Below are 12,158 nucleotides of genomic sequence, written 5' to 3'. Positions count from 1 at the left end.
TTGACGCCCCGGCGAAATGCAACTATGGAACGCCAACTTTTCCATAAGGCCGCCTGACCAGAACCGCGCGCCACCCGGCGTGGGCACAACGGTTGGCAAGCCCCGAGAACTGAAGGTTAGAACCATGTCCCGCACCTGCGAACTCACTGCCAAGGCAGTCATGTCCGGCAACAATGTGAGCCACGCCAACAACAAGACCAAGCGTCGCTTCCTGCCGAACCTCGTCAACGTCACATTGATTTCCGAAGCGCTGAACCAGAATGTGCGCTTGCGCATTTCAGCCAACGCGCTCCGCTCGGTCGAGCACCGCGGCGGCCTCGACGCGTTCCTGGCCAAGGCCGACGTCAAGGAACTGTCGCAGCGCGCACGCCTGCTGAAGAAGCAGATCGCCAAGAAGCTCGCCGAGCAGGTCGCGGCCTGACAATCGTTTAAGGCGGGGGACGACCGCCTGGCCAACCTCTCGTTGGCCTTTGGGCATCGGATCGAAGCTGCTAAGGCTGGAAGGTCCGATGCCCAACAATAAGCAGGCGTGATCCGGGTCCGGAACGACGCTCGGCTGGTTCCATTACCCAGGATAAAAAAATGAAATCCTTCTCGCGCTACTTGCCCTTCGTGGCCGCCATGGCGCTTGTCGTCGTGGCGTCGAACATTCTCGTACAGTTCCCACTGCAGGGGCAAATCGGCGGGCTTTCATTGGCCGATCTGCTGACCTGGGGTGCGTTCACTTACCCCTTCTCGTTCCTGGTCACCGACCTCGCCAACCGCCGCCATGGGCCGACTGTGGCGCGCAGGATCGTCTTTGTGGGCTTCATGACGGCGGTGATCTGCTCGGTCCTTGTCCCACCCTTCCTGTTCCGCCACGGCCTGATCGAGTTCGAGACCGCGGCCGACCGGCTCGTGCGCATCGCGGCTGCGTCCGGCGCGGCGTTCCTCTGCGCACAATTGCTCGACGTTATGGTTTTCAATCGCCTGCGCCGACAGAGCTGGTGGCGGGCGCCGATCGTCGGCACGCTGGTCGGCTCGGTGTTCGACACCGTCGTCTTTTTCACCGTCGCATTCTCCGCTGCCTTTGCCTTTGCCGGGCCGAGCGATAGTTTCGCGCTTGAGACGGCGCCCCTGATGGGCATTTTCCATATCGATGCGATGCGCTGGGTATCCTGGGCGCTGGGAGATCTCTCGGTCAAGCTGATCATTGCAGTCGTGGCGTTGATCCCCTATCGGCTGCTTGCGGCGCGCTGGAGTCAGCCGGCAGTTGCGGCCTGACCATGATCCCGTGGGTCGAGCTCGATTCCGCAACGACCCCGGACGGCGCGCGGCAGCTTCGCCTCAAGCAGCGCGGGTCCGAATTCTCGATCATGCTCGGTACCAATGAGCTGATGAACAGCCGCCTCAGCGGTTCAGAGGAAGCCCTCGCGAGACTGACCTGCGAAAGGATTGCGAGCAAGCGGCAGGCGCGGATCCTCATCGGCGGGCTGGGCATGGGATTCACGCTGCGCGCTGCCCTCGCCGAATTGGGCGATCAGGCCGGCATCGTTGTGGCCGAATTGGTCCCGGCCGTCGTCGCCTGGGCGCGCGGGCCTATGGGCGACCTGTTCAGCGGTTGTCTCGACGATCCGCGCGTCACCATAAAGGAGACCGACGTCGGCGACTTGATCCGGTCGCGGCCCGCGGCATGGGACGCCATCCTGCTCGATGTCGACAACGGTCCCGAAGGCATAGTCCACAGATCCAACGATCAACTGTACAGCGCGCGGGGGCTGGCGGAAGCGCGCGGCGCGCTGAAACCCGGCGGCGTGCTGTCGGTTTGGTCGCAAGGGCCCGACAGTGGATTCGCGCGGCGGCTGAAGCAGGCGGGTTTTGCCGTCGAGGAAATCAACACACGCGCCAACGGCAAGCGCGGCGCGCGCCATGTCATCTGGATCGCCACCAGAAATTGATCAGATCAATCCTGGTGCAGGATGAATTCCAGATAGAGGTTGCGCTGCAGGATCGAATGATTGTCGTCTGAGAGCAGCGACACCATCAGCGCGCCATCGTCGCGGGTCCAGGCGTCGAGCGCTTCCATATTGTCGATCTGGTAGCCCATATCCGCCTCCAGCAGCACCGGCCCGTCAGCCACGGCGCCCTTCTCGACACTCTCTCCATAGATGCGCCGCAGCCGCATCTTGACGCCACCGATCATCGAGAAACTGCGCTCCAGCAGAAGCAGGTCGCCATCCGGCAGAAAAGCGCCGTCGGTAATGTCGAAATCGCCATTGCGCTTGACGGTGAAGGTGCCCTTGTGCGGCCCCTGGATGATGGCCGCATAGATGTTTCCGGCCTTGTCCAGGCTCTTCTCCGACACCACGACCAGGCCGCCCTGGTGCTGACCATTGGCATTGGCATGAGCGACGGTTTCGAAGCCGCGATTCTGCCGCAACTCCCGCGCCGGGACCAGGAAATCCAGTTGCCGATACGACGCCTTCATATCGGCCGGATCGATCCTGTACTGGGCGACACGGTGGTTTCGCTCGAAACCAACGGTAGCGATGCCATCCTTGACCGCCAGACCTTCGGCGTCGGCTTGTGATTTCTTGTCGATCGGCAGGCCGGCCTTGTCGACCATCTGCTGCATCCGGAAGTTCCGAATGCCCGCCGGCCTGCCGGCTGCATCGCGTGCCAGCGTGCCGAAGAACCAGTATCCCGTGTCCGCAACGCCGATGAAATCGCTGCCCGCCTTCAGAAACCGGAAGGCCGAGAGCGCGCCGAAATCGCGCGACGGCGACGTCGTTTCCAGCCCGCCGACGAATTCGAGCGGACCGAACTGCTTGTCTGAATGCCCGATATGGAATTCGGTGATCGGACGTGCCGAAACCTCGATCGGCTCTACCGGAGTCGATCCAGCGGATACGGCTGGCGCCCAAGCCACGACCGCCAGCAGCGCGATGACGGCGACGGCCGTTCGCCGAAAGCCGCCGCGTGGAAAGCTCATCCGGCCCGACGCATGCCGCCGCGTCGCGTATCCTTGGCGCTTTCCTCGGCGAACAGCGACGCCAGCTGCTCGGTCATTGCGCCGGCCAGTTCCTCGGCATCGACGATGGTGACGGCCCGGCGATAGTAGCGCGTAACGTCATGCCCGATGCCGATGGCCAGCAGCTCGACCGGCGAACGCGTCTCGATCAGCTCGATGACAGCGCGCAGATGGCGTTCCAGATAATTGCCCGGATTGACCGAAAGCGTCGAATCGTCGACCGGCGCCCCGTCCGAGATCATCATCAGGATCTTGCGCTGCTCGGGCCGGGCAATCAGCCGATTATGCGCCCATAGCAGCGCTTCGCCGTCGATGTTTTCCTTGAGCAGACCTTCACGCATCATCAGGCCGAGATTGCGCCTGGCCCGCCGCCACGGATGGTCGGCAGACTTGTAGATGATGTGGCGCAAATCGTTGAGCCGGCCCGGGTTCGGCGGCTTGCCGTCCTTCAGCCACTTTTCGCGCGCTTGGCCGCCCTTCCAGGCCCGCGTTGTGAAGCCGAGGATCTCGACCGAGACGCCGCAGCGCTCCAGCGTGCGCGCCAGTATGTCGGCGCAGGTGGCGGCAACGGTGATCGGCCGGCCCCGCATAGAGCCCGAATTGTCGAGCACCAGCGTCACCACCGTGTCGCGGAATTTGGTGTCGCGCTCCTGCTTGAAGGACAGCGGCTGCATCGGGTCTATGACGACGCGCACCAGCCGCGCCGGATCGAGGTAGCCTTCCTCGAGATCGAAATCCCAGGAGCGGTTCTGCTGCGCCATAAGCCGGCGCTGCAGGCGATTGGCCAGCCGGCCGACGACGCCCGACAGATTGGCGAGCTGCTTGTCGAGGAAGGCGCGCAGCCGGTCGAGTTCTTCTTCCTCGCACAATTCCTCGGCGCCGACCGTCTCGTCGAAAGCGGTGGTGAAGACCTTATAGTCGATTTCCTTCGGCAGGTTGGTGAAGGGATTGTCGCTGCGCCGCGCCTCGCCGGGCGTCTCGGCATCCGAATCATCATCGTCGGACAGGTCGTCGGCGGTTGCGTCGGAAGCTTCCGTCTCGGCCGATTGCTCGTCGTCGGCCGAAGCCTCGGCATCGTCGGACTGCGACTGCTCGGAGCCGGAATCTTCTTCGCCGCCCTCCTCGCTCTGCTCCTCGCCTTGCGGCTGGTTCTCGTCATTGTCCTCGGAATCTTCCGTCTCCTGGTCGTCGCCGAGTTCCTCGGCCATTTCCATGGAGGCGAGCATTTCACGCACGATGCGGGCGAAGGCCTGCTGGTCGTCAAGCTTGGCCGATAGCCCTTCGAGGTCGCCCTTGGCCTTTTCCTCGACCCAGGGCCGCCAGAGTTCCACCAGCCGCTCGCCGCTCTTGGGCACCGGTCGGCCGGTCAGTTGCTCGCGCACCATCAGCGCCAGCGCTTCCTCAATCGGCGCGTCCGCCTTGTCCTTGACGTCGACCAGATTGGCCTTGGCGTATTTATCCTCCAGCATCGAGCCGATATTGTCGGCGACGCCCTGCATGGCGCGGCTGCCGATCGCCTCGACGCGGGCCTGCTCGACCGCGTCATAGATGGCGCGGGCCGCCTTGCCTTCCGGCGCCAGCTTGGCGTGGATGCGGGCGTCGTGGCAGGCGCGTTTGAGCGCCATGGAATCGCCGAGGCCACGGGTGATCGCAATATCGGTCTTGGATGCCTTCTTGGGCAGTTCAGGCAGCCGCGCGCGACTGCCAGCCAACGCCGGCCTATCCTTGGCGAAACCGACTTCGAGTTCCTTGTCGCCGGCAATGGCGCGCATGCAGACGGTGACGGCCCGCTTGAAGCCGTCGGCTTCAGACCCCGTCTTCGACTTGTTGCGCGTGTTGTCGCCCGGACCCGCCATCGAGGCTCTGCTTACCCCAGCACCACGTTGGCGGCACTCTCCGGCAGATCCTCGCCAAAGGCGCGCTGGTAGAACTCGGCAACCACCGAGCGTTCCAGCTCGTCGCATTTGTTGAGAAAGGTCAGCCTGAATGCCATGCCGATATTGCCGAAGATCTCGGCATTCTCGGCCCAGGTGATGACGGTGCGCGGGCTCATCACGGTCGACAGGTCGCCGTTGATGAAGGCCGAGCGCGTCATGTCGGCGACGCGCACCATCTTGTTGACGATGTCCTTGCCCTTGCCGTCGCGATAATGCTTGGCCTTGGCCAGCACGATGGCGACTTCATTGTCATGCGGTAGGTAGTTCAGCGTGGTAACGATCGACCAGCGGTCCATCTGCGCCTGGTTGATCTGCTGCGTGCCGTGATAGAGCCCGGTGGTGTCGCCGAGACCAACCGTGTTGGCGGTCGAGAACAGCCGGAAGGCCGGATGCGGGCGAATGACCCGGCTCTGGTCGAGCAGCGTCAGCCGGCCGGACGATTCCAGCACGCGCTGAATGACGAACATCACGTCCGGACGGCCGGCGTCATACTCGTCGAAGCAAAGCGCGACATTGTGCTGGTAGGCCCAGGGCAGGATGCCGTCGCGGAATTCGGTGATCTGCATCCCGTCCTTGACCACGATCGCGTCCTTGCCCACAAGGTCGATGCGGCTGACATGGCTATCGAGGTTGACGCGCACGCAAGGCCAGTTGAGGCGGGCGGCGACCTGTTCGATATGCGTCGACTTGCCGGTGCCGTGATAGCCCGACACCATGACGCGGCGGTTGTAGGCAAAGCCGGCGAGGATCGCCAGCGTTGTCGCCCTGTCGAACAGATAGTCCGGATCGATGTCGGGAACATGCTCCGATGTCACCGAATAGGCCGGCACCACCATCTTGGATTCGAAGCCGAATTTATCTTTCACCGACACGGTCGTGTCGGGTAGATTGGCGATGTCGCGATCGACCTTGTTCATATCTCTCAACGTCTCCACGGGCGAAACGTCCCGTTTCGCCGGCAATCGATTTTGTCCGGGGGCGGTCTTAGAGCCTTTTCCAACCTTATGAAAGTTGGAAAAACGCCCCGACCGTAAGGTCGCTCAGCACAGGCCCGCCTGTTTGAGCACGCGATAAGCCTGCAGCACATCGCGGAACCGGTCTTCCGAACCTCTGTCGCCACCATTCGCATCCGGATGATGGAGCTTCACCAGTTCCTTATAGCGCGCCTTGATCTCCTTGCCAGTCGCCTTCGTGTCGAGGCCAAGCGTTTCCAGCGCCTTGGCCTCAAGCGGCTTGGCCTTGCGCTCGCGCGTCTCGCGCGGATCCTTCGGCCCCTTGAACAGGTCGAACGGATCGCGCATGCGATTGTAGTAGCCGGCGCGGCCCGACCGCATCTGCGCCATATCGGGCGACGCCATGCCGGGCGAGGAGCGTGTCGAGGCGCCGTTGACGCCCATCTTCCAGGTCGGCCGGTGACCGGTCATGGCTTCCTTCTGGAAGCGGGCCACCTCGGTATCGGGCACGCCCGAGAAATAGTTGAAGCCCTTGTTGTACTCGCGCACATGGTCGAAGCAGAAGCGGAAATACTCGCCCTCCTTCATGCGCCCGACCGGCGCGCGATGGGTGCCGGCCTCCTTGCAGCCATCCCACTGGCAGATCGGCGAATGCGACTTGAGTTCGGCCTCCTTGTCGGGGCGGACGCGAATCTTCTCGAAATATTTGGGGTACGGCTTCATCTGACCCATTTATGGGACGTTCGCAGATGCGAAACAAGAATTGACATTTTCACGAGGATCGCTCTAGCGCTGAATCGCGGCATAAAGCGGCCGAATGGTGGAATTTGTCGGGCGGCGACGGCGCCTTTGACATAGCTTTGGATTTTCAGGCTATCCGTCAACGATATGTGGTGAAGGGAGACGGCGATGTCCATACAGGCCACCATGGAAGACAAGCTCAACAAGGCATTTTCGCCGGACCGGCTGGTCATCATCAACGAGAGCCATCTCCATGCCGGCCATCACCATCATGGGTCCGACCATCACGGCGCCTATGACGGCACCGGCGAGACGCATTTTCGCGTCCGCCTCGTTTCGGCGGCCTTTGCCGGCATGAGCCGCATAGACCGCCACCGCGCCGTCAACGAATTGCTCGCCGATGAACTGAACGCCGGCGTGCATGCGCTGGCCATCGAACCGGCAGCGCCGGGCGAGACCACGCGCTGGTGATGGGCCGATCGCCGCATTGACGAGGCCAGGCTATGCGAGCGGCCTGATCCTGATCCTGGCAATCCGGTTCTTGTCGCGCTTCATGACGATGAAGCGCTTGCCGTGGAAGGTGAAGGCCTGTTTTTCCTCCGGGATCGACTGGGTCTCGTGAATGACGAGGCCGGCGATGGTGGTCGCCTCCTCGTCCGGCAGGTTCCAGTCGAGCGCCCGATTCAAATCGCGGATGGGCACCGTGCCATCGACGACGACGGAGCCATCTGCCTCCTGCTTGACGCCCTGAATGTCCACATCATGCTCGTCGGCGATCTCGCCGACGATCTCCTCGATGATGTCCTCCAGCGTTACCAGCCCTTCGACTTCGCCATACTCGTCGACGACGATGGCGAAGTGCGCCTTGCGCCGCAGGAAGGCGTTGAGCTGTTCCTGCAATGTCGTCGTGTCCGGCACGAACCATGGTCTGGACGCGATCTTCATCACATCGATCCTGGAAAAGTCGTTGCCGACATCGTTGAGCGCGCGCAGCAGATCCTTGGCGTGCAGCACGCCGACAATATTGTCGAGCGAGCCCTTCCACAGCGGCATGCGGGTGTGCGGGCTCTGCAGGATTTCCCGCACCACCGCTTCCGGCGCATTGTCGGCATTGACCGAGCGCATATTGGTGCGGTGGACCATGATATCGGAGACTTCGAGTTCTTCGAGGTCGAACAGGCCGCCGACGCGGTCGCGGTCCTCCCGCACCATCTGGCCGTCGCGGCGGAAATCGTCGACGGCGCCGCGCAATTCGTCCTGGCTGGAGCGCTGCGCCTCGATACGTGAGATCTCATAGCCGAACAGCGCGAGCAGGCGCGTGCGCACCGCTACGAGAAGCGTGATGAGGATGGCAAGAACGGCGACGACGATCCAGCCGGCATCCATCTCAGCCGGCTTTCCCGTTGGCCGGATGATTGTCCCTGAGGAATGACAGCACTTCGGAAGCCGGCACATCCTTGGCGATGAAGGCCTGGCCGACGCCGCGCGTCAGGATGAAGGTCAGCGCGCCGCGCGACACCTTCTTGTCCTGGGCGATGAAGGCGAGCAGGGCGTCGGCATCGGGCAAGTCGCCTGGGACGTCGGCCATGCGCCACGGCAGGCCGACGGCGCGCAGATGAGCTTCGACGCGCGCCGCGTCGTCGGGACTGGCCAGATTGAGCCGTGACGAAAAACGATGCGCCAGCGCCATGCCGATGGCAACGCCCTCGCCGTGCACGAGACGCGCGCCGTCATAGTGCGTGGCGGCTTCCAAAGCGTGGCCGAAAGTATGGCCAAGGTTGAGCAGTGCGCGGTCCCCGGTCTCGAATTCGTCGCGGGCAACCACTTCGGCCTTGGCGCGGCAGGCTTCGGCGATCGCCTCCGCCCGCTCCGGCCCGCCGGCGAACACCCGCGTCCAGTTCTGCTCCAGCCAGGCGAAGAATTCCGGCCGGTCGATGAGCCCATATTTGGCGAGCTCCGCATAGCCGGCGCGGAACTCGCGCATCGGCAGCGTGTCGAGCACGCCCGTGTCGGCCAGCACCAGTTTGGGCTGGTGGAAGACGCCGACCAGGTTCTTGCCGCGCGCGCTGTTGATGCCGGTCTTGCCGCCGACCGAGGAATCGACCTGGGCCAGCAGCGAGGTCGGGATCTGCACGAAATTCATGCCGCGGCGCACGATGCCTGCGGAAAAGCCAGCAAGATCGCCGATGACGCCGCCACCGAAGGCAATGACGACATCGCCGCGTTCCAGCCTGGCGCCCAGCACGCCATCCACCGCCTCTTCGAGATGGGCGAAGCTCTTGGTCTTCTCGCCGGGCGGCAGCACGATGACTGCCGCCTGGATGCCGTCCCGATCCAGACCGGCCTCCAGCGCATCGAGATGCACGGTGGCGACATTGGCGTCGGTGATGATGGCCGCGCGCGTGCCCGGTAGCCGTCGCGAAATCTCCGCACCGGCGCGGGTCAGCAGCCCCGGACCGATCAGGATGTCGTAGGCTCTGTCGCCCAGCCCGACCTCGACGACGACGGTTGCATCGACACTCACGGTTCGACCTCGCCTGCAGGAGCAACCGCATCGATACCGAAGTGCCGGCAAAGCGCCTCCAGGACCTCGGCGGCGATGATTTCCTTGCGGTCGTCGCGGGTCGGCACCGTAACGTCCGATATCGCATAGACCGGATAGCGCTCGCCCATCAGCCGCTCCAGCACGGCGCGAGGATCGGCACTCTTCAGGAGCGGCCGGTTCTGCTTCTTGGACACGCGCTCCATCAATAGGTCGAGTTCGGCCTTCAGCCACACCGATACGCCATGGGCGGCGATGGCCTCGCGGGTTTGCGCATTCATGAAAGCGCCGCCCCCGGTCGACAGAACTTGCGGACCGTTTTCCAGCACGCGCAAGATGACGCGCTGTTCCAGTGCCCTGAACTCGCCCTCGCCGTAGCGTTCGAACAGTTCCGGAACGGTCATGCGCGAGACGCTCTCGATTTCCTGGTCACTGTCGACGAAGGGCAGCGAAAGCATGGTCGCCACCTTGCGGCCGATGGCCGTCTTGCCGGCGCCCATCAGGCCCACAAAGACTATCGACCGGTTGCCCAGTTGGCCAAGCAGCGCGGCGTGGCTGTCGCCGGGGGGATGTGCCGGGTGCGCGATCATCGGAAGTTTCGGTCCCTCTTTGCCGGCGTATCGACATGAAAACCCCGTTTGCGTCAAGCGCGGCTCGGGTTCGGTCGACATGGATTGGCAAGGTTTGAGATTGCAAGATGGCGGCCGGCTCCTTGAATTGGCCGGATTGCCGGTCGATAAGGGCAAAGGGTTTGAAACGCACAACAAGAAGACGGGCAAAATCTGATGCCGACACTGTTTCGCTTTGTGGTGATAACAGCGATCCTTGCCGGCATTGCCTATGGCACGATGTTCGCACTGGTAATGTTCGTCGAGCCTAGGAAGGCGGAGATCAGCGTGCGCATCCCGCCCGAAAAACTGAACCCCAAGAAGAGCTGAATGCAAGGACAAGCGCAATGAACAGCGCCTCCCGCATCGAAACCTTCCTGGAAATGATGAGCGCCGAGCGCGGCGCGGCCGAGAACACGCTCTCCTCTTACCGCAGAGATCTCGAGGACGCTTCAGGCGCGATCGATGGCGGGCTTGCCGCTGCCGGCGCCGCCGATATCCGCGCCTATCTCGACGACATCGCCGCGCGTGGTTTCGCCCCGACATCGCAGTCGCGCAAACTGTCGGCCATTCGCCAGTTCTTCAAGTTCCTCTACGCCGAGGGTCTGCGCGGCGACGACCCGACCGGGACGCTGGACAGCCCGAAGAAAGGCCGCCCGCTGCCCAAGACGATGAGCGAGGCGGACACCGGGCGGCTCATCGACCGAGCCGCGCTCGAAGCCGCCGATGCCGGCCTTGGCCACGCCGACAGAATGGCGGCGCTGCGCCTCCACGCGCTTGTCGAGGTGCTCTACGCAACGGGCCTGCGCGTCTCCGAACTGGTTGGCCTGCCGGTGACGGTGGCGCAACGCGACGACCGTTTCTTCATGGTTCGCGGCAAGGGTGACAAGGAGCGCATGGTGCCGCTTTCGGCCAAGGCCCGCACGGCAATGCGCGCCTGGCTCGCCGCCCGCTCCAGCCATCCCGCCTTCGCCGAAAGCCCGTTCCTGTTTCCGGCCGCTTCGGACAGCGGCTATCTCTCGCGCCAGGTCTTTGCCCGCGACCTGAAAGGGCTGGCGGCACGCGCCGGCATCGCCGCGGCGAAGATATCGCCGCATGTGCTGCGCCATGCTTTCGCCAGCCATCTACTGCAAAACGGCGCAGACCTCAGGGCGGTCCAGCAACTGCTTGGCCACGCCGACATATCGACGACGCAGATCTATACCCATGTCCTCGAGGAGCGGCTGGTGCGGCTGGTCAACGATCATCATCCGCTTGCCGACTAGGCCTCATATCGCTATGTGAAGACGACCTTTCGCCGCCCGGAGCCTTGGATACAACGCTTCCGCCAGTCATCGCCTTCCGACTTACCGGTCCGCTCATCCATGTATAATTACCTCGATTTCGAAAAGCCCGTGCAGGATCTTGAGGGCAAAATCCTCGAGCTTAAGAAGCTTGCCGAGAACGGCGAGGCGGTCGATGTCGGCGACGAGATCAGCCGCCTTGAGAAGCGTTCCCGCGATGCGCTGCGCGACGCCTACAAGGCGCTGACGCCGTGGCAGAAGGTCCAGGTGGCGCGCCATCCCGATCGGCCGCACTGCGTCGACTACATTAAGGGCCTGTTCAACGACTTCACGCCCCTGGCAGGCGACCGTAATTTCGGCGAGGACCAGGCGATCGTCGGCGGGTTCGCGCGCTTCCGGGGAGAACCCGTCGCGATCATCGGCCAGGAAAAGGGCTCCGACACGGCCAGCCGTCTCAAGCATAATTTCGGCTCGGTGCGGCCAGAAGGCTACCGCAAGGCGGTGCGCCTGATGGAGCTCGCCGACCGCTTCAAGATCCCGCTGCTGACGCTGGTCGACACCGCCGGCGCCTATCCCGGCGTCGGCGCCGAGGAACGCGGCCAGGCGGAAGCCATTGCGCGTTCCACCTCGGCCTGTCTCGGCCTCAAAGTGCCGTCGATCTCGGTCGTCATCGGCGAAGGCGGCTCGGGCGGCGCCATCGCCATCGCCACCGCCAACCGCGTCTACATGCTCGAACATGCGATTTATTCCGTGATTTCGCCGGAAGGCGCGGCCTCGATCCTGTGGCGCGACACGACGCGTTCGAAGGATGCGGCGACCAACATGAAGATCACCGCGCAGGACCTCCTGGAACTGAAGATCATCGACGCAATCATCCCCGAGCCTCTTGGCGGCGCGCATCGCGGCGCCGAAACGGTGATTGCCGCGACGGGCGACCTGATCGCCAGGACGATGAAGGAGTTCGCCGGCGCCAACATCGATTTCCGCGAGCAGCGTCGTGAGAAATATCTGGCGATGGGCCGCAGCCTCTAGCATTGTCGGCTGGGCGATGCGCGGTCAAAGCGATCAATGTGGCGCGAAGAAC

General features: G+C 63.5%; 14 protein-coding genes. 7 read left to right on the top strand and 7 right to left on the bottom strand.

The genetic code is table 11. The features are described 5' to 3' along the window. The first annotated feature begins 124 nt into the window (after nucleotides 1–124). The 3 genes from rpmB to LB513_RS21375 all read left to right on the top strand — a co-directional run bounded on the left by rpmB (nucleotide 125) and on the right by LB513_RS21375 (nucleotide 1,937). On the top strand, nucleotides 125–421 hold the full coding sequence (gene rpmB, locus LB513_RS21385; RefSeq protein ID WP_224665513.1) for a 50S ribosomal protein L28: 297 nt from the start codon (nucleotides 125–127) through the stop codon (nucleotides 419–421). 161 nt (nucleotides 422–582) lie between these two features. Beyond that, nucleotides 583–1,263 (top strand): queuosine precursor transporter, encoded by a 681-nt coding sequence (locus LB513_RS21380; protein WP_224665512.1) that lies wholly within the window; start codon nucleotides 583–585, stop codon nucleotides 1,261–1,263. A 2-nt stretch (nucleotides 1,264–1,265) separates the two neighbouring features. After that, the gene (locus LB513_RS21375) at nucleotides 1,266–1,937 is read left to right on the top strand and encodes a spermidine synthase (protein ID WP_224665511.1); all 672 of its coding nucleotides are present in this window, start codon (nucleotides 1,266–1,268) and stop codon (nucleotides 1,935–1,937) included. A gap of 5 nt (nucleotides 1,938–1,942) precedes the next feature. On the opposite strand, the gene LB513_RS21370 is transcribed toward LB513_RS21375, so the two are convergent. The 4 genes from LB513_RS21370 to LB513_RS21355 form a co-directional block, all read right to left on the bottom strand. Continuing rightward, complete coding sequence (locus LB513_RS21370; protein ID WP_224665510.1) at nucleotides 1,943–2,971, bottom strand: esterase-like activity of phytase family protein; 1,029 nt, start codon at nucleotides 2,969–2,971, stop codon at nucleotides 1,943–1,945. Next, nucleotides 2,968–4,866, bottom strand: a complete 1,899-nt coding sequence (cobT, locus tag LB513_RS21365) for a cobaltochelatase subunit CobT (protein WP_224665509.1) — start codon at nucleotides 4,864–4,866, stop codon at nucleotides 2,968–2,970. Before cobT ends, LB513_RS21370 begins: the two co-directional genes overlap by 4 nt. A gap of 11 nt (nucleotides 4,867–4,877) precedes the next feature. Next, entirely contained in the window at nucleotides 4,878–5,864 is a 987-nt protein-coding gene (gene cobS / locus LB513_RS21360) for a cobaltochelatase subunit CobS (protein WP_224665508.1), read from the bottom strand. Nucleotides 5,865–5,987: 123 nt separating this feature from the next. Beyond that, a complete protein-coding gene (locus LB513_RS21355; protein WP_224665507.1) occupies nucleotides 5,988–6,632 on the bottom strand; it encodes a J domain-containing protein in 645 nt (214 codons plus the stop codon). 177 nt (nucleotides 6,633–6,809) lie between these two features. On the opposite strand from LB513_RS21355, the gene LB513_RS21350 reads away from it, so the two are divergent. After that, a complete protein-coding gene (locus LB513_RS21350; protein WP_224665506.1) occupies nucleotides 6,810–7,112 on the top strand; it encodes a BolA family protein in 303 nt (100 codons plus the stop codon). Nucleotides 7,113–7,142: 30 nt separating this feature from the next. Here LB513_RS21350 and LB513_RS21345 read toward each other — a convergent pair whose 3' ends face one another. From LB513_RS21345 to LB513_RS21335, 3 genes are read right to left on the bottom strand one after another with little or no spacing between them, the layout of a single operon-like run. Further along, the gene (locus tag LB513_RS21345) at nucleotides 7,143–8,027 is read right to left on the bottom strand and encodes an HlyC/CorC family transporter (protein ID WP_224665505.1); all 885 of its coding nucleotides are present in this window, start codon (nucleotides 8,025–8,027) and stop codon (nucleotides 7,143–7,145) included. A gap of 1 nt (nucleotide 8,028) precedes the next feature. Further along, nucleotides 8,029–9,165, bottom strand: a complete 1,137-nt coding sequence (gene aroB, locus LB513_RS21340; protein ID WP_224665504.1) for a 3-dehydroquinate synthase — start codon at nucleotides 9,163–9,165, stop codon at nucleotides 8,029–8,031. After that, complete coding sequence (locus LB513_RS21335; protein ID WP_224665503.1) at nucleotides 9,162–9,773, bottom strand: shikimate kinase; 612 nt, start codon at nucleotides 9,771–9,773, stop codon at nucleotides 9,162–9,164. The genes aroB and LB513_RS21335 overlap by 4 nt, the downstream gene beginning before the upstream one ends. A gap of 195 nt (nucleotides 9,774–9,968) precedes the next feature. Here LB513_RS21335 and LB513_RS21330 point away from each other — a divergent pair, with 195 nt between their 5' ends. The 3 genes from LB513_RS21330 (at nucleotide 9,969) to LB513_RS21320 (ending at nucleotide 12,106) form a co-directional block, all read left to right on the top strand. Further along, the gene (locus tag LB513_RS21330) at nucleotides 9,969–10,121 is read left to right on the top strand and encodes a histidine kinase (protein ID WP_224665502.1); all 153 of its coding nucleotides are present in this window, start codon (nucleotides 9,969–9,971) and stop codon (nucleotides 10,119–10,121) included. A gap of 17 nt (nucleotides 10,122–10,138) precedes the next feature. Continuing rightward, nucleotides 10,139–11,056 carry a site-specific tyrosine recombinase XerD gene (locus tag LB513_RS21325; RefSeq protein WP_224665501.1) on the top strand — a complete coding sequence of 306 codons (918 nt, stop codon included), beginning with the start codon at nucleotides 10,139–10,141 and terminating at the stop codon, nucleotides 11,054–11,056. A gap of 99 nt (nucleotides 11,057–11,155) precedes the next feature. Beyond that, nucleotides 11,156–12,106, top strand: coding sequence for an acetyl-CoA carboxylase carboxyltransferase subunit alpha (locus LB513_RS21320; RefSeq protein ID WP_224665500.1), 951 nt, complete (start codon nucleotides 11,156–11,158; stop codon nucleotides 12,104–12,106). Nucleotides 12,107–12,158: the final 52 nt, after the last annotated feature.

The sequence above is a fragment of the Mesorhizobium sp. ES1-1 genome (assembly GCF_020164785.1).
GTDB lineage: Bacteria > Pseudomonadota > Alphaproteobacteria > Rhizobiales > Rhizobiaceae > Mesorhizobium.
The sequence above is the reverse complement of the archived record's forward strand: the minus strand, read 5'-3'. Positions and strand labels throughout refer to the sequence as shown.